Source organism: Tabrizicola flagellatus, from assembly GCF_046295235.1.
GTDB classification, from domain to species: Bacteria; Pseudomonadota; Alphaproteobacteria; order Rhodobacterales; family Rhodobacteraceae; genus Tabrizicola; species Tabrizicola flagellata_A.
In genome coordinates, this window is the sequence record NZ_JBKBLV010000052.1 from 1 (window position 1) to 19,375 (window position 19,375).

Below are 19,375 nucleotides of genomic sequence, written 5' to 3' on the forward strand. Positions count from 1 at the left end.
CAACCTGAAGTTCGAGGTCGAGCTGATCGCCCCGATCGCGATGGAAGAGAAGCTGCGCTTCGCCATCCGCGAAGGCGGCCGCACCGTCGGCGCCGGCGTCGTCTCGAAAATCATCGCCTGATTACAGCGTAGGGTGCGCTACAGCGCACCGTCCTCTGGACAGGGCCGTCCTTCGGGGCGGCCCTTTTTCCTTGGGCCGCAAGCTTGATTTGACGATTCGCGCGACACGTCCCACACTGACCCTCTGACCACATGGGAGGGGCCAGCGATGTGTCAGATGTTCGCCGGGCAGGACCCGGCCCGCTATGAATATGTCACCCGCCGCCTGCGGCTTAACGGGCAATCCACCAGCATCCGGCTGGAACGCGCCTTCTGGGGCATCGTCGACCAGATGGCGGCGAAGGATGGATCCTCGACGCCGGCCTTCCTGTCCAAGCTGCATTCCGAAGTGCTGGAACAGCATGGCGAAGCGACGAACTTCACCTCTCTGCTGCGCTGCGCCTGCATGATCCACCTGGGCGAGCTGGATCAGGTCCCGCAAGGCCGGTTCGCGGCCGAGTAGAAAAACCGCCTGTAGTATTCCCGTACTACCCGCCTCCGAAATTGGTCCGTTAATCTTACCAGATAGACGGAACTGCCGGGGGACCTGATGGCCAAGCTGATTCATTCGATGGTGCGCGTGCTGGACGAGGCGCGCTCGGTCGCGTTCTACGACACGGCCTTCGGGCTGAAGGTCGCGGACCGGCTGGATTTCGACGGCTTCACGCTGATCTACCTGTCGAACGCCGACCAGAGCTTCGAGCTGGAACTGACGGTCAACAAGGGCCGCACCGAGGCCTACAACCTGGGCGACGGCTACGGCCATCTCGCGGTCAGCGTGCCGGATGTCGAGGCCGAGCACGCCCGCCTGACCGCCGCCGGTCTTGCCCCCCGCAAGGTCGTCGACTTCCGCAACGGCGACACGCCGGTCGCCAAGTTCTTCTTCATCGCCGACCCCGATGGCTACCAGATCGAGGTCATCCAGCGGGGCGGCCGCTTCCTCTAGAGGAGGAGGGGAGGCGGCCAGTGCCCGGCCAGACAACAGGGAGGAAACCATGACGAAACATGACCTTAGGGGGCTGACCCGGCGTCAGCTCCTGTCTCGCGGCCTGTCCGCAGGTGCGCTTGCGGTGGTGGGGACCGGCTTCATCGCCGCGCCCGACGCCGCCTGGGCGGTCGAGGTGACGACGATCACGCCCGAGCAGATGGCCACGCTTTTGCAGATGGCGCGCGACATCTACCCGCATGACCAGGTGGCGGACCGTTTCTACGTGGTGGCCGTCAAGGGCTATGACAGCGCCGAGCAGAAGGACTTCGTGGCCGAGGGCGTAGCGGCGCTGGACGCCGCCGCCAAGGCCGCCGGCTTCGACAGCTATGTCGCGGCAGGCTGGGAGGAGGACCGTGTGAAGCTTCTTCAGTCCATCGAGACCACGCCCTTCTTCCAGACGATCCGGGCTGGGCTGGTGACCGGGCTATACAACCAGAAAGAGGTCTGGCCGATCTTCGGCTACCAGGGGGAAAGCTTCTCCCAGGGTGGCTACATCGAGCGCGGCTTCAACGACATCGACTGGCTGTAAGGGAGGGCCGCTGAGATGGCTGCGAAATTCGACCTGAACGACGACTCGGTGGTCGTCATCATCGGCACCGGCGCGGGCGGCGGGGTCTTGGCGAACGAACTGGCGCAGAAGGGCGTCAAGGTCGTCGCGCTGGAGGCCGGCGGGCGCTATCTGCCCGAGGACTACATCAACGACGAATGGGAGTCGTTCGGCCAGCTGGCCTGGCTCGACGCCCGGACGACCAGCGGCTCCTGGCGCGTCCACAAGGACTTCGCGACGCTGCCGGCCTGGATCGTGAAGGCCGTGGGCGGCACCACGACGCACTGGGCCGGCGCCTCGATCCGGTTCCAGGAGCACGAGTGGAAGGCGCTGACCACCTATGGCACGGTCGAGGGGGCGAACCTGCTGGACTGGCCGATCGACGCGGCCGAGATGGCGCCCTGGTACGAGAAGGCCGAGGACAAGCTGGGCGTGACGCGCACCGGCAACCGTCCGGGCCTGCCGGGGAACAACAACTACCTGGTCTTCGAGAAGGGCGCGAAGGCCCTGGGCTACAAGGAGGTCCACACCGGCCGCATGGCGATCCAGTCCTCGGACGCGACGGGCAACCGGATCTCCTGCCAGCAGACGGGCTTCTGCTTTCAGGGCTGCAAATGGGGGGCCAAGTGGTCAGCCGCCTATACCGACATCCCCGAGGGCGAGGCGACGGGCAACCTGGAAGTGCGCGAGCGCAGCCATGTCGCGCGCATCCTGCACAACGAGGCGGGGAAGGTCACCGGAGTCGAGTATTTCGACAAGGACGGCAACCTGCAGATGCAGAAGGCGCGGATCGTCTGCGTCGCCGGCAACTCGTTCGAAAGCCCGCGGCTCCTGCTGAACTCGGCCTCCAGCATGTTCCCGGACGGGCTGGCGAATTCTTCCGGCATGGTAGGCAAGAACTACATGCGCCACACCACCGGGTCGGTCTATGCGATCTTCGACAAGCCGGTGCGCATGTGGCGCGGCACGACCATGGCGGGGATCGTGCAGGACGAGGCGCGGCACGACCCGTCGCGCGGCTTTGTCGGGGGCTATGAACTCGAGACGCTGTCGCTGGGTCTCCCGTTCATGGCCGCCTTCCTCAACCCCGGCGGCTGGGGCCGCGGATTCACCACGGCGCTTGACCATTACGAGAACATGGCCGGCATGTGGATCGTGGGCGAGGATATGCCGCAGCTGACGAACGGGGTCACGCTGTCGGACGTGAAGGACCAGCACGGGCTGCCGGTCGCCAACGTCAACTTCGACGACCATCCGAACGACATCGCGATGCGCAACCACGCCTACAAGCAGGGCATGGCGATCTACGAGGCGGTGGGGGCCACCCGCGCCTTCCCGACGCCGCCCTATCCATCCACCCACAACCTCGGCACCAACCGGATGTCGGAAAAGGCCAAGGACGGCGTGGTGAACAAGTGGGGCCAGACCCACGACATCGCGAACCTCTTCGTCTCGGACGGCTCGCAGTTCACCACCGGCGCAGCGGAAAACCCGACGCTGACCATCGTCGCGCTGGCGATCCGCCAGGCCGACCACATCGCCCGCGAGATGAGCGCCGGCAACATCTGACACTGGTCTTGGGCCGGGGACACCCTCGGCCCGGGGAAATTGGGCGGGCCCGTGCCCCAGGCGGCGCCCGCCTATTTCCGTCTCGCAGCATGCTTCATCTGCCAGCCAAGCCGCACGCCGGGATTGGCCTTGACCTGTTCAAGCATGGCCTTGAACCGGCCCCGCGGCACCATTCCATCGTGCCAGGCCGCCGCATCGCGCACCCTTTGCATCAGCTTGCCGTCGGTCAGCTGCCCGACCCGCGCGGATGCCAGCGCCGCGGACGTCACCGCACCCACCGACAGGAACACAAGGCCCACCCGCGGCACATGGGCAAGGGGCACAAAGCAGTCGCGCAGGGCCACCATCTGCGCTGGAAGCCAAGGCTGCACGGCCATGAGGTAATCCTGCTGCACCAGGATCGACCGGCCGGGGACCAGCGCGGGAAAGAACTCGGCCGCGATATGGTCGGCAATCGCCGCGCCCTTGGCCGCGTCGACCGAGAGGATCTCGATCGGCCCGCCGGTCCAGCGCTTTTCGGCGATATCGCCTATGTGCAGCGTAACATGCCCCTCCCAGGGGGCGAGATGGCGCCGGACCACGGGCAGGAGGTCGGCATCGTCGGTCTCGGGAAGGGGTTCGTCGGGCATGAACCTTGACCAGAAGGCCCGGGAGGATCGGAACCGGTCGTAGCTGTGGACGTGAAATTGCCGGCCCGACAACGCCAGCCCGGACAGCAGGCGCGCGGCCGAGCCCCCGGCATAGGCGCCAAGATCCACCGTCGCGCCCTCGCCCTGCACCCGTCTCCCCAGCCAGTGGTAGAGCAGCCGCTCTTCGGGGGTCAGCATGGTGGGCACCTCTGCCGCCGGGCCAAGATCGGCCGGAGACAGGGCCCGCCAGGGCCGCGCCGCGAACTCTGCCTCGATGTCGGCCACGGACGGCATGTGGTCCTCCCGGCTGCAGGTTATGCAAGCCGGGGTCCATGTTCCAGACCACTCCGCGCACGACTTCGCCGCCGCGTTGCAGGATCTGCCTTCGCAATCGGGCGGGGCCGTGCTATGCTGAAGCGGTGCAACAGGAGGCTGCGATGGACCTGACAGGCTGAACCGTTCCCCGAACCGTTCCCGAAAGGTCCTGACATGCCTCTTGATCCGACACTTCGGCACCCTGTGGTGCTGCCTGACGGCCCAACGCCGCCGAACATGGTCCATTTGAACCAGGTTATCGACCATCCGAACATCCGCATCGGCGATTTCACCTACGCCAATGATTTCGATCCGCCCGCCGACTGGGCGGCCCGGCTTGCGCCTTATCTCTATCCCGGCGCACCGGAACGGCTGGAGATCGGCCGGTTCTGCCAGATCGCACATGGTGCGCGCTTCATCACCGCTTCGGCGAACCATGCGATGGACGGGCTGACCACCTTCCCCTTCCCGGTCTTCGATCCCGCCGACATCACTGACTACCGTGACAGCTTCACCGGCCTGCCCGATACGGTCATCGGACACGATGTCTGGATCGGGCACGGCGTGCTGGTGCTGCCGGGCGTCCGGGTGGGCAGCGGCGCGATACTGGGCGCCGGTGCGGTCGTCGCCCGCGACGTGGATCCCTACACGATCGTCGCCGGAAACCCCGCGCGACCGGTCCGCCCGCGCTTTGCACCCGCGACGGTGGCGCTGCTGCTCGACGTTGCCTGGTGGGACTGGCCGCTCGATCGGATCCGGGCGGCCGTGCCCGCGCTTCTGGCCGGCGACCTGGCGGCCCTGCGTGCGTTGGGGCCGTCCGGGTGAGGCGGCGGGGAAACGGCCGGAGCGCGGCGAGAGAATCCCTTGACCTCCCGCGTCGCCTGCCGTAACCCAGCCTCCGCGTAGGGGTATAGCTCAGCTGGTAGAGCGACGGTCTCCAAAACCGTAGGTCGCGGGTTCGAGCCCTGCTGCCCCTGCCATCCCTCCCATCACATGACGCGGCCCGGACCAGCGTGGGGAAGCCCGGACGGGTCCAGCGCTCTCGGTTGGCATCGGACCTGACCAGACAGGACATGGCGACAACCCATGCCTGCGTCCGGCTGGTGGAAGCCTTTGCAGATCGCGTCGTCAGCCATCGGAACCGGGCAGGCAGAACGGCACCGCACCCTTCGGAACCCAAGGACGCGGGGCGCCAGCCGCGCGGATCGGGTGCCCGGCTGACCGCGATACGGTGGGCATCCATCATCCACCCGCCCGGCCTGGTGCGTCGCCAGGGGCTTCCAGTCCCACTGGGGTTCACTCCGAGGGGGGCGTCCCGGTCACGCTTGAAATCCGGCGCCATAGGTCGTATCTGCGCTGCGACCCAACCTTGGAATCCTCATGTCGACCACGAACCCCCTTCAGTTCCTCCAGCAGGTGCGCGCCGAAGTCGCCAAGGTGGTCTGGCCCACCCGGCGCGAAGTGCTCCTTACGACGCTGATGGTTTTCATCCTTTCGGCGCTGGCGGCGACCTTCTTCAGTCTGGTCGATCTGGCGATCCGGACCGCGCTTCACTACATCATCGGCGCCTGACCCCGGATTCCCCTTGAAAAGACGGCGGGCAGGGGATAAACCCCGCCGCAACCAAAGGGACACCGGCGCGCATCGATTCGGGGTGCGCGCTGTTTTTTGTTCCGGGACACGATGAAGATGGGCCGAATGGCCCGGGCAGCAAGGAAGCAGGCACGATGGCGAAACGCTGGTATTCGGTGAGCGTTCTCTCGAACTTCGAGAAGAAGGTGGCCGAGCAGATCAAGACCGCCGTCGCCGAGGCCGGCCTGCAGGACGAGATCGACGAGGTCCTGGTGCCGACCGAAGAGGTGATCGAGGTCCGTCGCGGCAAGAAGGTCACGTCCGAACGCCGCTTCATGCCGGGCTATGTGCTGGTGCACATGGAAATGTCGAACCGCGGCTATCACCTGATCTCGTCGATCAACCGCGTCACCGGCTTCCTTGGCCCCCAGGGCAAGCCGATGCCGATGCGCGACAGCGAGGTCAACGCGATCCTGAACCGGGTCGAGGAAGGCCAGGAGGCGCCGCGCAACCTGATCCGTTTCGACATCGGCGAGACGGTGCAGGTGACGGACGGCCCGTTCGAGGGCTTCTCGGGCATGGTCGAGGACGTGGACGAGGCGCACAGCCGCCTGAAGGTCACCGTGTCGATCTTCGGTCGGGCGACGCCCGTTGAACTGGAATTCACCCAGGTCTCGAAAGGGGCCTGAGTGTATCGCGTGGGAGGCGAGCGTGCCGGGTTTGATCCGGCATGACGGACCGGACCACTAAACCGCATCTTTGGATGCAGTGACAAAGGAGAAGGCCAGATGGCCAAGAAGATTATCGGCAGCCTCAAGCTGCAAGTGAAGGCCCAGCAGGCCAACCCGTCGCCGCCGGTCGGCCCCGCGCTGGGTCAGCGCGGGCTGAACATCATGGCCTTCGTGAAGGAATTCAACGCGAAGACCGCCGACATCCCGCCGGGCACGCCCACGCCGGTCATCATCACCTACTACCAGGACAAGTCGTTCAGCCTCGAGTTGAAGACCCCGCCGGCCTCGTTCCTGATCAAGCAGGCTGCAGGTCTGCCCCCGGTCGGCAAGCGCTCGCGCTCGAAGGGCGCGACGAAGCCGGGTCGTGAGACCGCCGGCACGATCACCGCGGCCCAGCTGCGCAAGATCGCCGAGACCAAGATGAAGGACCTGAACGCGAACTCGATCGAGGCCGCGATGCAGATCATCCTTGGCTCGGCCAAGTCCTGCGGCATCGAAGTGAAGGGCTGAGAACCATGGCAAAAGTTGCAAAACGTATCGCCAAGGCGAACGAGCTTTTCGCTGGCAAGGCGAACCTGTCGGTCGAGGAGGCCGTCAAGCTGGTCAAGCAGGCCGCTTCGGCCAAGTTCGACGAGACCGTCGAGATCGCGATGAACCTGGGCGTCGATCCGCGTCACGCCGACCAGATGGTCCGTGGTGTGGTGGCCCTGCCGAACGGCACCGGCAAGACCGTCCGCGTCGCCGTCTTCGCGCGCGGCGCCAAGGCCGATGAGGCCAAGGCCGCGGGTGCCGACATCGTGGGCGCAGAAGACCTGATGGAGACGATCCAGCAGGGCAAGATCGAGTTCGACCGCTGCATCGCGACCCCGGACATGATGCCGCTCGTCGGTCGCCTCGGCAAGATTCTCGGCCCGCGCAACCTGATGCCGAACCCGAAGGTCGGCACCGTGACGATGGACGTGAAGTCCGCCGTCGAGGGCGCGAAGGGCGGCGAGGTCCAGTTCAAGGTCGAGAAGGCCGGCGTGATCCACGCTGGCGTCGGCAAGGTCTCGTTCGACGAGGCGAAGCTGGCCCAGAACATCCGCGCCTTCGTGGACGCGGTGTCGAAGGCCAAGCCGGCCGGCGCCAAGGGAACCTACCTGAAGAAGGTCTCGGTGTCCTCGACCATGGGCCCGGGGGTGTCGGTGGACATCGCCTCGGCGACCCAGGCGTAACGAAATCCCGACCCGCGAGGGAAGGGGCCTACCCGGGCGGAAACGCCCGGTTCTGTCCGAGACGGTGGGTGGTGCGCAAACACCATAAATCCTGCCTGAGATGGGGAACGAGATTGAAGGCGCCTTCGGGCGGTCTTGGCTCGGGAACCGTTGCGGACCCGACGTCCCGGACGTGATCCGGGACAAACATGAGCCGGGGGGAAACCCCCAACCTTGGAGTGAAACTGTGGATAGAGCCCAGAAAGAGAAAGTGGTCGAGGAACTCGGCCAGATCTTCGAAAGCTCTGGCGTTGTGGTGGTTGCCCACTACACCGGGATGACGGTTGCACAGATGCAGGACCTGCGCGCGAAGCTTCGCGAAGTGGGCGGGTCCGTTCGCGTTGCCAAGAACACGCTCGCCAAGATCGCCCTTGAAGGGAAGCCCGCTGCAAAGATGGGTGACCTGCTCACGGGCATGACCGTGCTGTCCTTCTCGGAAGACCCCGTGGCTGCGGCCAAGGTCTGCGAGGCCTACGCCAAGACGAACGACAAGTTCGTCATCATCGGCGGGGCCATGGGCGAAACGGTTCTGGACCAGGCCGGTGTCAAGGCCGTGGCCGCCATGCCGTCGCGTGAAGAGCTTATCGCTCAGATCGTGTCGTGCATCGGTGCGCCCGCGTCGAACATCGCCGGGGCCATTGGCGCGCCTGCTTCGAACATCGCAAGCATCCTGTCGACCATCGAGGAGAAGGCTGCCGCCTAGTCGGGGCCTGATCCTTTCATCCCGGTTGTGGTTGACCCCGCACCGTTGGAACCCATCTCAACATACGGAACGTGAAAAATGGCTGATCTGAACAAACTCGCCGAAGAGATCGTCGGTCTGACCCTCCTGCAGGCGCAGGAACTGAAGACCATCCTGAAGGACAAGTACGGCATCGAGCCGGCCGCCGGTGGCGCCGTCATGATGGCTGCTGCTCCGGGCGCTGGCGGTGCTGCCGCTGCCGCCGAAGAAGAGAAGACCGAGTTCGACGTCGTCCTGACCGACGCCGGCGCGAACAAGATCAACGTGATCAAGGTCGTCCGCGAACTGACGGGCCTGGGCCTCAAGGAAGCCAAGGACCTGACCGAAGCCGGCGGCAAGATCAAGGAAGGCGTCTCGAAAGCCGACGCCGAGGCGATGAAGAAGAAGTTCGAGGAAGCTGGCGCCAAGGCCGAGCTGAAGTAATCGGACATCGGGGGCAACCCCGGCAAACAGCAGGGCTGGGGTCGAGGAATTCGGTCCCAGCCGTGCGCGTCTTGAAAGGGGCCTTCGGGCGAAGACCTCTTTCCAGACGCGGCGGGTTCGGGAGCCACCCTTCGGGACGGGCGGCACGAATTGAACCCATCGGTCTCTTCGCAAGCGGCGCGCGCCCGTGGCCCGACGGGTTGTGCGCCAGCGAAACACGGAAAGGTGACCAGACACATGGCGCAAGCTTATGTTGGCCAGAAACGCATCCGCCGGCATTACGGGAAGATCCGCGAAGTGCTGGAGATGCCGAACCTGATCGAGGTTCAGAAATCATCCTACGACCTCTTCCTGCGGTCCGGTGATGGCGACAAGCCTATGGACGGCGAAGGGCTGCAAGGCACCTTCCAGTCGGTCTTCCCGATCAAGGACTTCAACGAGACTGCGGTCCTCGAATTCGTCAAGTACGAGCTGGAAAAGCCCAAGTACGACGTGGACGAATGCCAGAGCCGCGACATGACCTATGCCGCGCCGCTCAAGGTGACGCTGCGCCTGATCGTGTTCGACGTCGACGAGACCACCGGGGCCAAGTCGGTGAAGGACATCAAGGAACAGGATGTCTACATGGGCGACATGCCCCTGATGACCTCGAACGGGACGTTCATCGTGAACGGGACCGAGCGGGTGATCGTCAGCCAGATGCACCGGTCCCCCGGCGTGTTCTTCGACCATGACAAGGGCAAGACCCATTCCTCGGGCAAGCTTCTCTTCGCCTGCCGCATCATCCCGTATCGCGGCTCGTGGCTGGACTTCGAGTTCGACGCCAAGGACATCGTCTTCGCTCGTATCGACCGCCGCCGGAAACTGCCGGTGACGACGCTGCTCTATGCCCTCGGCATGGACCAGGAAGGCATCATGGATGCCTATTACGACTCGGTGAACTTCCGGTATGTGAAGAACAAGGGCTGGGTCACGAAGTTCTTCCCGCAGCGCGTCTCGGGCACCCGTCCGACCTATGACCTGGTCGATGCGGCCACGGGCGAGGTGATCCTGAAGGCGGGCGACAAGGCCACGCCGCGGATGGTGAAGAAGTGGAAGGACGAGGGCGTCGTCACCGAGCTTCTGGTGCCCTTCGACCACATCCTCGGCCGCTATGTCGCCAAGGACATCATCAACGAGGAAACCGGCGAGATCTGGGTCGAGGCCGGCGACGAGCTGACCTGGGAACTGGACCGCGACGGCGAGGTGAAGGGCGGCACGGTCAAGCTTCTGCTCGACCAGGGCATCACCGACATCCCGGTGCTCGACATCGACAACGTCAACGTCGGCCCCTACATCCGCAACACCATGGCGGCAGACAAGAACATGGGCCGCGACACCGCGCTCATGGACATCTACCGCGTCATGCGTCCGGGCGAGCCGCCGACCGTCGAAGCGGCCAGCGCGCTGTTCGACACGCTGTTCTTCGACAAGGAACGCTATGACCTCTCGGCCGTGGGCCGGGTCAAGATGAACATGCGGCTCGACCTCGACAAGCCGGACACCCAGCGCACGCTCGACCGGGAGGACATCATCGCCTGTGTCAAGGCGCTCTGCGAGCTGCGCGACGGCAAGGGCGAGATCGACGACATCGACCACCTTGGCAACCGCCGGGTGCGCTCGGTCGGCGAGCTGATGGAGAACCAGTATCGCGTCGGCCTTCTGCGGATGGAGCGCGCGATCAAGGAACGCATGTCCTCGGTCGAAATCGACACGATCATGCCGCAGGACCTGATCAATGCGAAACCGGCGGCGGCCGCTGTCCGTGAATTCTTCGGCAGCAGCCAGCTGTCGCAGTTCATGGACCAGACCAACCCGCTGTCGGAAGTCACCCACAAGCGCCGTCTCTCGGCCCTCGGGCCGGGCGGTCTGACGCGTGAGCGTGCGGGCTTCGAAGTCCGCGACGTTCACCCGACCCATTACGGACGGATGTGCCCGATCGAGACGCCGGAAGGCCAGAACATCGGCCTCATCAACTCGCTGGCCACCTTCGCCCGGGTGAACAAGTACGGCTTCATCGAGACCCCCTACCGCAAGGTGATCGACGGCAAGGTGACCGACGAGGTCGTCTACATGTCGGCCACCGAGGAAATGCGCCACACCGTCGCCCAGGCGAACGCGGCGCAGGACGCCGAGGGGCGCTTTACCGACGACCTGATCTCCAGCCGGAAGGCCGGGGAATTCATGCTGAACCCGCCGGACGCGATCGACCTGATCGACGTGTCGCCGAAGCAGCTGGTGTCGGTCGCGGCCTCGCTGATCCCGTTCCTCGAAAACGACGACGCCAACCGCGCTCTGATGGGCTCGAACATGCAGCGTCAGGCCGTGCCGCTCTTGCAATCCGATGCCCCCTTCGTCGGCACCGGGATCGAGGCGGTCGTCGCGCGTGACTCCGGCGCCGCCATCATGGCCCGCCGCGCCGGCGTGATCGACCAGGTCGATGCGACCCGTATCGTCGTGCGCGCCACGGAAATGCTGGAACCGGGCGAACCCGGCGTCGACATCTACCGTCTGCGCAAGTTCAAGCGGTCGAACCAGTCCTCCTGCATCAACCAGCGCCCGCTGGTGAAGGTGGGTGACACCGTGAAGCGCGGCGAGGTCATTGCCGACGGCCCCTGCACCGACATGGGCGAACTGGCCCTCGGCCGGAACGTCGTCGTCGCCTTCATGCCGTGGAACGGCTACAACTACGAAGACTCGATCCTGATCTCGGAACGCATCCTGCGCGACGACGTCTTCACCTCGATCCACATCGAGGAATACGAAGTCGCCGCCCGGGATACGAAACTGGGGCCGGAGGAAATCACCCGCGACATTCCGAACGTGGGCGAAGAGGCGCTGCGCAACCTCGACGAGGCGGGCATCGTCTACATCGGGGCCGAAGTGCAGCCGGGCGACATCCTTGTCGGCAAGATCACCCCCAAGGGCGAAAGCCCGATGACGCCGGAGGAAAAGCTTCTCCGCGCGATCTTCGGCGAAAAGGCCTCGGACGTCCGCGACACCTCGCTGCGGCTGCCCCCGGGCGCCTACGGCACGATCGTCGAGGTGCGCGTGTTCAACCGCCACGGCGTGGACAAGGACGAACGCGCCCTTCAGATTGAGCGTGAGGAAGTCGAACGCCTCGCCCGCGACCGCGACGACGAGTTGGCGATCCTGGAACGCAACATCTACGCGCGTCTGAAGTCGCTGATCCTGGGCAAGACCGCCGTGAAGGGGCCGAAGGGCATCAAGGCGGGTTCGACCATCGACGAAGAACTGCTGTCCACTCTGAGCCGCGGCCAGTGGTGGCAGCTGGCCCTGGGCGAAGAAAGCGACGCCAAGGAAGTAGAGGCGCTGCACGACCAGTTCGAGGCGCAGAAGCGCGCGCTCGACCACCGTTTCGACGACAAGGTCGAAAAGGTGCGCCGTGGCGACGACCTGCCTCCGGGCGTGATGAAGATGGTCAAGGTCTTCGTCGCGGTGAAGCGCAAGCTGCAGCCGGGCGACAAGATGGCCGGCCGTCACGGCAACAAGGGCGTCATCTCGAAGGTCGTGCCGATGGAGGACATGCCGTTTCTCGCGGATGGCACCCCGGTCGATCTGGTGCTGAACCCGCTTGGCGTGCCGAGCCGGATGAACGTGGGCCAGATCCTCGAAACCCACATGGGCTGGGCCGCGCGCGGCTTGGGTCTGAAGATCGACGAGGCGCTTAAAGAATACCGCCGGTCCGGGGACATGACCCCGGTGCGGGAAGCCATGCGCCTTGCCTATGGCGACGAGACCTATGAAGAGGCTTTCGCGGGCCGGGACGAGGATGAATTCCTCGAACTCGCCCAGAACGTCTCGAAAGGGGTGCCGATCGCCACGCCGGTCTTCGATGGCGCCAAGGAAGCCGACGTGAACGACGCGCTGCGCCGTGCGGGCTTTGACACCTCGGGCCAGTCCGTGGTGTTCGACGGCCGCACCGGCGAGCAGTTCCAGCGCAAGGTGACGGTGGGCGTGAAGTACATGCTCAAGCTGCACCACCTGGTCGACGACAAGCTGCACGCCCGGTCCACCGGCCCGTACTCGCTCGTCACTCAGCAACCGCTGGGCGGCAAGGCGCAGTTCGGCGGCCAGCGTCTCGGCGAGATGGAGGTCTGGGCGCTCGAAGCCTACGGCGCCGCCTACACCCTGCAGGAAATGCTGACGGTGAAGTCGGACGATGTGGCAGGCCGGACCAAGGTCTACGAGTCGATCGTCAAGGGCGAGGACAACTTCGAGGCCGGTGTGCCGGAATCGTTCAACGTCCTCGTCAAGGAAGTGCGGGGCCTCGGCCTCAACATGGAACTCCTGGATGCGGAGGAGGAGTGACCGGAATTTTCGAAAATTCCGGGCCGGTTTCTTCGAAGAAACCGGCTCCTCTGACCGCAACCCTCTGATTGGGAAGATGAAATGAACCAGGAACTCTCGACCAACCCCTTCAACCCGGTTGCTCCGGTCAAGACCTTCGACGAGATCAAGATCAGCTTGGCATCGCCCGAGCGGATCCTGAGCTGGTCCTATGGCGAGATCAAGAAGCCGGAAACCATCAACTACCGGACCTTCAAGCCCGAGCGTGACGGCCTGTTCTGCGCCCGCATCTTCGGGCCGATCAAGGACTACGAATGCCTCTGCGGCAAGTACAAGCGCATGAAATATCGCGGCGTCGTCTGCGAGAAATGCGGCGTTGAAGTCACGCTCCAGAAGGTGCGGCGTGAGCGGATGGGCCATATCGAACTGGCCGCCCCCGTCGCGCATATCTGGTTCCTGAAGTCGCTGCCGTCCCGGATCGGTCTCATGCTCGACATGACGCTGCGGGATCTGGAACGCATCCTGTACTTCGAGAACTACGTCGTCATCGAGCCGGGGCTGACCGACCTGACCTATGGCCAGCTGATGACCGAAGAGGAATACCTCGACGCGCAGGACCAGTACGGCGCCGACGCCTTCACCGCGAACATCGGGGCGGAAGCGATCCGCGAGATGCTGGCGGCCATTGATCTGGACGCGACGGCCGAGCAGCTGCGCGAGGAACTGAAGGAAGCCACCGGCGAGTTGAAGCCGAAGAAGATCATCAAGCGGTTGAAGATCGTCGAGTCGTTCCTGGAATCCGGCAACCGCCCGGAATGGATGATCCTGACCGTCCTGCCGGTGATCCCGCCGGAACTGCGCCCGCTCGTGCCCCTGGACGGCGGTCGTTTCGCCACGTCGGACCTCAACGACCTCTACCGTCGCGTCATCAACCGCAACAACCGCCTGAAGCGCCTGATCGAGCTTCGCGCGCCGGACATCATCGTCCGCAACGAAAAGCGGATGCTGCAGGAAGCCGTCGATGCGCTGTTCGACAACGGCCGTCGCGGCCGCGTCATCACGGGCACCAACAAGCGCCCGCTGAAGTCGCTGTCGGACATGCTGAAGGGCAAGCAGGGCCGGTTCCGCCAGAACCTGCTGGGCAAGCGCGTCGACTTCTCGGGCCGTTCGGTCATCGTGACCGGCCCGGAACTGAAGCTGCACCAGTGCGGCCTGCCGAAGAAGATGGCCTTGGAACTCTTCAAGCCCTTCATCTACTCGCGGCTGGAGGCCAAGGGCCTGTCCTCGACAGTGAAGCAGGCCAAGAAGCTGGTCGAGAAGGAGCGGCCGGAGGTCTGGGACATCCTGGATGAGGTCATCCGCGAACATCCGGTTCTCCTGAACCGCGCGCCGACGCTGCACCGTCTGGGCATCCAGGCCTTCGAGCCGATCCTGATCGAAGGCAAGGCGATCCAGCTGCACCCGCTGGTCTGCTCGGCGTTCAACGCCGACTTCGACGGCGACCAGATGGCCGTGCACGTTCCGCTGAGCCTCGAGGCCCAGCTGGAAGCGCGCGTTCTGATGATGTCCACGAACAACGTGCTGTCGCCCGCGAACGGCAGCCCGATCATCGTGCCGTCGCAGGACATGGTCCTCGGCCTCTACTACGTCACGATGGAGCGCAAGGGCATGAAGGGCGAGGGCATGGCCTTCGCCGACATCGACGAGGTCGAGCATGCCCTCGCCGCCGGCGAAGTGCACCTGCACGCGAAGATCAAGGCGCGGCTGCGCCAGGTGGACGAGACCGGCAACATCGTCTGGAAGCGCTTCGACACCACCCCGGGCCGTCTGCGGCTGGGCAACCTTCTGCCGCTGAACGCGAAGGCGCCGTTCGACCTGGTCAACCGGCTGCTGCGCAAGAAGGACGTCCAGACCGTCATCGACACCGTCTATCGCTACTGCGGCCAGAAGGAATCGGTGATCTTCTGCGACCAGATCATGTCGCTCGGCTTCCGCGAAGCCTTCCGCGCCGGCATTTCCTTCGGCAAGGACGACATGGTGATCCCCGACAACAAGTGGGAGATCGTGAACGAGGTCAAGGAACAGGTCGCCGGCTTCGAGCAGCAGTACCTCGACGGCCTGATCACCCAGGGCGAGAAGTACAACAAGGTCGTCGACGCCTGGACCAAGTGCAACGACAAGGTGACCGAGGCCATGATGGCCACGATATCCGCGCCGCGCACCGACGAGACCGGCGCCGAGAAGGAGCCGAACTCGGTCTACATGATGGCCCACTCCGGCGCCCGGGGTTCGGTCATCCAGATGAAGCAGCTCGGCGGGATGCGCGGCCTGATGGCCAAGCCGTCGGGCGAGATCATCGAGACGCCGATCATCTCGAACTTCAAGGAAGGTCTGACCGTTCTTGAATACTTCAACTCGACCCACGGCGCCCGGAAGGGCCTGTCCGACACTGCGCTCAAGACCGCGAACTCGGGCTACCTGACCCGCCGTCTGGTGGATGTGGCACAGGACTGCATCATCCGCGTGCATGACTGCGGCACCGAACAGTCGATCACGGCCTCGGCCGCGGTCAATGACGGCGAGGTCATCGTGCCGATGGGCGAACGGGTCCTGGGTCGCGTCGCGGCCGAGGACGTGGTCGCCCCCGGTTCGGACGAGGTGATCGTGGCCAAGGGCGAGCTGATCGACGAACGCAAGGCCGACGCCATCTCGGCGGCCGGTCTGGCCTCGATCCGCATCCGCAGCCCGCTGACCTGCGAGGCCGAAGAAGGCGTCTGCGCGCTCTGCTACGGGCGCGACCTCGCGCGCGGCACGCTGGTCAACATCGGCGAGGCGGTCGGCATCATCGCCGCCCAGTCGATCGGCGAACCCGGCACCCAGCTGACCATGCGGACCTTCCACATCGGCGGCGTGGCCCAGGGTGGCCAGCAGTCGTTCCTGGAAGCGTCGCAGGAAGGCAAGATCGAGTTCCGCAACGCCAATCTTCTGAAGAACGCCGCGGGCGAGCAGATCGTGGTGGGCCGCAACATGTCCATCGCCATCATCGACGAGGCGGGCCAGGAACGCGCGGCGCACAAGCTGACCTACGGCGCCAAGCTGCACGTCAAGGAAGGCGAGGCGGTCAAGCGCGGCACCAAGCTCTTCGAATGGGACCCCTTCACCCTGCCGATCATCGCCGAAAAGGCGGGGGTCGCGCGGTTCAAGGACCTGGTCGCGGGGATCTCGGTGCGCGAGGAAACCGACGATGCCACGGGCATGACCCAGAAGATCGTCTCGGACTGGCGGTCGGTGCCGAAGGGCGGCGATCTCAAGCCCGAGATCATCGTGATGGATCCGGCGACCGGCGAGCCTGTGCGCAACGAAGCGGGCAACCCGATCACCTATGCCATGTCTGTGGACGCGATCCTGTCGGTCGAGGACGGCCAGGAACTGCGGCCCGGCGACGTGGTGGCGCGGATTCCACGCGAAGGCGCCAAGACCAAGGACATCACCGGGGGTCTTCCCCGCGTGGCGGAACTGTTCGAAGCCCGTCGTCCGAAGGACCACGCCATCATCGCCGAATGCGATGGCTATGTGCGGTTCGGCAAGGACTACAAGTCCAAGCGCCGCATCACCATCGAGCCGGTCGATGAAACGCTGCAGCCGATGGAGTACATGATCCCGAAGGGCAAGCACATTCCAGTCCAGGAAGGCGACTTCGTCCAGAAGGGCGACTACATCATGGATGGCAACCCGGCTCCGCACGACATCCTGCGGATCATGGGGATCGAGGCGCTTGCCAACTACATGATCGACGAGGTGCAGGACGTCTATCGCCTGCAGGGCGTGAAGATCAACGACAAGCACATCGAGGTCATCGTTCGCCAGATGCTGCAGAAGTTCGAGATCCTCGACGGTGGCGACACCACGCTTCTGAAGGGCGAACAGGTCGAGAAGATCGAGCTGGACGAAGAGAACGCCAAGGCGGTGGCCCGGGGCGGGCGCGAAGCCAAGGCCGAGCCGGTCCTCCTCGGGATCACCAAGGCGTCCTTGCAGACCCGGTCCTTCATCTCGGCGGCCTCGTTCCAGGAAACGACGCGCGTCCTCACCGAGGCTTCGGTGCAGGGCAAGCGCGACAAGCTCCTGGGGCTCAAGGAAAACGTCATCGTCGGCCGGCTGATCCCGGCCGGCACCGGTGGCGCCACGAGCCGTGTCAAGAAGATCGCCGCCGAGCGCGACCACACCGTGATCGAGGCGCGCCGGTCCGAAGCGGAAGCGGCCGCGGCGCTTGCCGCGCCCATGGACGTGATGGAGCCCGAGGTCGGAAGCGACTTCGGTTCGGGCCTCGTCGACACGATCGAAAGCCGCGATTGAGACGCGCGGCCTTCGGGCAGAAATGGCCCCCGCCGGTCGAAGGACCGGCGGGGGTCTTGCATTTCCGACCGGGGGGCCGCGCGCGGGGGCATCGAGCCCCCCCTCGCGGCGCTGCCGCGGCCTGGTGTCCGGGGGGCAATCCTAGGGTGGCAGCCGGGGATGCCTCCGGCGGGAGTATTTGTGCAAAGGGCAAATGCAGCTTGCGCTTTTCGAAAATACTCTCCGGGTAGCCGATCGATGCCGCCATCGGTTCGAGGAACCGATCGGCTCGCGGGCTAAGCGCCCCAGGCCGGGCTGGGCGATTTGCACCGTCCGGTCATTGGGACGACGCCCGGTGGGCCAAGGACCACGGTCCTGCCGGGGGGGAGGCTTCCCCTTTCCGATCGGGCTTGATACCCAGTCCCTGACAGGGAAGGACCCCGAAGTGCCGATTTCCGACAACCTGCGTGGCATCCTCCTGATGTGCGCCTCAATGGCCGCATTCACGATCAACGACACCTTCATGAAGTCGGTGACGCAGACCCAGCCACTGTTTCAGACCATTGGCCTGCGGGGACTGATCGCGGTGGCGGGACTCACGATCCTCTGCCTCGCGACCGGAGCCTTCCGGTTCCGTCCGAACCGGCGCGACGCGGGCCTGATCCTCTTGCGCTCGCTGGCCGACGTGGCCGCCACCGTCTTCTTCCTCGAGGCCCTCCTGCGGATGCCGCTGGCCAACCTCTCGGCGCTTCTCCAGGCGCTGCCCCTCCTGATCACCCTCGGCGCGGCCCTCGTCTACGGCGACAAGATCGGCTGGCGGCGGATGACCGCGATCCTCGTGGGCCTCGCCGGCGTTCTCATCATCATCCGCCCGGGGACCGAGGGCTTCGACCGCTGGTCGCTCCTCGGCCTTGCTTCGGTGGCCTGCGTCGTGGTGCGCGACCTGTCGGTGCGGCCCCTGCAAGGCCACATTCCCTCGACCCTGGTGGCCCTGGGCGCGGCGGTCGCGGTAACGCTGATGGGCTGGACCGGCACCGCCTTCCAGGGCTGGCAAAGGCCCGACGCCTGGGAGGCCGCCCGCGTCCTGGGCGCCGGTCTTTTCCTCATCGTCGGCTACCTGACCTCGGTCAGCGCCATGCGCCACGGCGACATCGGGCTGGTTGCCCCCTTCCGCTACACCTCGCTCCTCTGGGCCATTGCGCTGGGCTTCCTTGTCTTCGGCAACCTGCCCGACTTCTGGACGCTGGTCGGGGCGGCCATCGTCGTCGGCGCGGGTCTCTTCACCCTCTGGCGAGAACGCCAGCTTCGCCGCCAGAAGGCCTGACCGGCGGGGCACGGGGCGTCCATTGACACCCCAGCCGATTCCCCCTATACGCCCGCCAACCCGATGGGCGAGGTCTGCCTCTGTCCAAGGGCTCAGAGCGCTTGAAGTGGTCATGATCCGGGCCGCAATGCCCCGATCCTCTGGAATTCCACCGCGTCATCCCCGTTGGGGATGGGTGCGGTGTTCGTGTTTTGCGATTCGCGCAGGGCACGGTCGAGAAGCGGCGTCGGGGTGGCACCCGGCGAGTATCGAAACGAGGAACGTGAATGCCGACGATTCAACAGCTGATCCGGAAGCCCCGGGAAGCAGCGCCGCGGAAGTCCAAGTCGCAGCACCTGGAAGCCTGCCCGCAAAAGCGTGGGGTCTGCACCCGCGTCTATACCACCACCCCGAAGAAGCCGAACTCGGCCATGCGGAAAGTCGCCAAGGTGCGCCTGACCAACGGTTTCGAGGTCATCTCCTACATCCCCGGCGAAAAGCACAACCTTCAGGAACACTCCG

The 19,375-nt window shown here is 65.2% G+C and carries 17 protein-coding genes and 1 tRNA gene; 17 read left to right on the top strand and 1 reads right to left on the bottom strand.

Going from position 1 to position 19,375, the window contains the following annotated elements; genetic code table 11:
- The 5 genes from ACK4IU_RS16925 to ACK4IU_RS16945 all read left to right on the top strand — a co-directional run.
- Positions 1–121 (top strand): hypothetical protein (locus ACK4IU_RS16925; protein WP_409737502.1); only part of this gene is annotated, 121 nt, incomplete at its 5' end.
- Positions 122–268: 147 nt separating this feature from the next.
- Entirely contained in the window at positions 269–562 is a 294-nt protein-coding gene (locus tag ACK4IU_RS16930) for a ribbon-helix-helix domain-containing protein (protein ID WP_409737460.1), read from the top strand.
- 87 nt (positions 563–649) lie between these two features.
- A complete protein-coding gene (locus tag ACK4IU_RS16935) occupies positions 650–1,045 on the top strand; it encodes a VOC family protein (RefSeq protein WP_149589335.1) in 396 nt (131 codons plus the stop codon).
- A 49-nt stretch (positions 1,046–1,094) separates the two neighbouring features.
- Positions 1,095–1,616, top strand: a complete 522-nt coding sequence (locus ACK4IU_RS16940; RefSeq protein ID WP_409737464.1) for a Twin-arginine translocation pathway signal — start codon at positions 1,095–1,097, stop codon at positions 1,614–1,616.
- A 15-nt stretch (positions 1,617–1,631) separates the two neighbouring features.
- Complete coding sequence (locus ACK4IU_RS16945) at positions 1,632–3,203, top strand: GMC family oxidoreductase (protein WP_409737467.1); 1,572 nt, start codon at positions 1,632–1,634, stop codon at positions 3,201–3,203.
- A 71-nt stretch (positions 3,204–3,274) separates the two neighbouring features.
- Here ACK4IU_RS16945 and ACK4IU_RS16950 read toward each other — a convergent pair whose 3' ends face one another.
- Positions 3,275–4,126 (bottom strand): hypothetical protein, encoded by an 852-nt coding sequence (locus ACK4IU_RS16950; RefSeq protein WP_409737470.1) that lies wholly within the window; start codon positions 4,124–4,126, stop codon positions 3,275–3,277.
- A gap of 195 nt (positions 4,127–4,321) precedes the next feature.
- Between ACK4IU_RS16950 and ACK4IU_RS16955 the strand changes: the two genes are divergently transcribed.
- The 12 genes from ACK4IU_RS16955 to rpsL form a co-directional block, all read left to right on the top strand.
- Positions 4,322–4,972, top strand: a complete 651-nt coding sequence (locus tag ACK4IU_RS16955; RefSeq protein ID WP_409737473.1) for a CatB-related O-acetyltransferase — start codon at positions 4,322–4,324, stop codon at positions 4,970–4,972.
- A gap of 79 nt (positions 4,973–5,051) precedes the next feature.
- Positions 5,052–5,127 (top strand) — tRNA-Trp (locus tag ACK4IU_RS16960).
- Between the two features lie 400 nt (positions 5,128–5,527).
- Positions 5,528–5,719, top strand: coding sequence for a preprotein translocase subunit SecE (gene secE / locus ACK4IU_RS16965; protein ID WP_409737476.1), 192 nt, complete (start codon positions 5,528–5,530; stop codon positions 5,717–5,719).
- A gap of 155 nt (positions 5,720–5,874) precedes the next feature.
- Complete coding sequence (gene nusG, locus ACK4IU_RS16970; RefSeq protein WP_149589328.1) at positions 5,875–6,408, top strand: transcription termination/antitermination protein NusG; 534 nt, start codon at positions 5,875–5,877, stop codon at positions 6,406–6,408.
- 99 nt (positions 6,409–6,507) lie between these two features.
- The gene (gene rplK, locus ACK4IU_RS16975; RefSeq protein WP_409737479.1) at positions 6,508–6,960 is read left to right on the top strand and encodes a 50S ribosomal protein L11; all 453 of its coding nucleotides are present in this window, start codon (positions 6,508–6,510) and stop codon (positions 6,958–6,960) included.
- Positions 6,961–6,965: 5 nt separating this feature from the next.
- The gene (rplA, locus tag ACK4IU_RS16980) at positions 6,966–7,664 is read left to right on the top strand and encodes a 50S ribosomal protein L1 (protein WP_409737482.1); all 699 of its coding nucleotides are present in this window, start codon (positions 6,966–6,968) and stop codon (positions 7,662–7,664) included.
- A gap of 226 nt (positions 7,665–7,890) precedes the next feature.
- Complete coding sequence (gene rplJ / locus ACK4IU_RS16985; protein ID WP_409737484.1) at positions 7,891–8,406, top strand: 50S ribosomal protein L10; 516 nt, start codon at positions 7,891–7,893, stop codon at positions 8,404–8,406.
- Positions 8,407–8,484: 78 nt separating this feature from the next.
- A complete protein-coding gene (gene rplL / locus ACK4IU_RS16990; RefSeq protein ID WP_409737487.1) occupies positions 8,485–8,868 on the top strand; it encodes a 50S ribosomal protein L7/L12 in 384 nt (127 codons plus the stop codon).
- Positions 8,869–9,105: 237 nt separating this feature from the next.
- On the top strand, positions 9,106–13,239 hold the full coding sequence (gene rpoB, locus ACK4IU_RS16995; RefSeq protein ID WP_409737490.1) for a DNA-directed RNA polymerase subunit beta: 4,134 nt from the start codon (positions 9,106–9,108) through the stop codon (positions 13,237–13,239).
- Between the two features lie 81 nt (positions 13,240–13,320).
- Positions 13,321–17,571 (top strand): DNA-directed RNA polymerase subunit beta', encoded by a 4,251-nt coding sequence (rpoC, locus tag ACK4IU_RS17000; protein WP_409737493.1) that lies wholly within the window; start codon positions 13,321–13,323, stop codon positions 17,569–17,571.
- Between the two features lie 424 nt (positions 17,572–17,995).
- Positions 17,996–18,874, top strand: coding sequence for a DMT family transporter (locus ACK4IU_RS17005; RefSeq protein WP_409737496.1), 879 nt, complete (start codon positions 17,996–17,998; stop codon positions 18,872–18,874).
- A 266-nt stretch (positions 18,875–19,140) separates the two neighbouring features.
- A partial coding sequence (rpsL, locus tag ACK4IU_RS17010; RefSeq protein ID WP_409737499.1) for a 30S ribosomal protein S12 occupies positions 19,141–19,375 on the top strand: 235 nt, incomplete at its 3' end.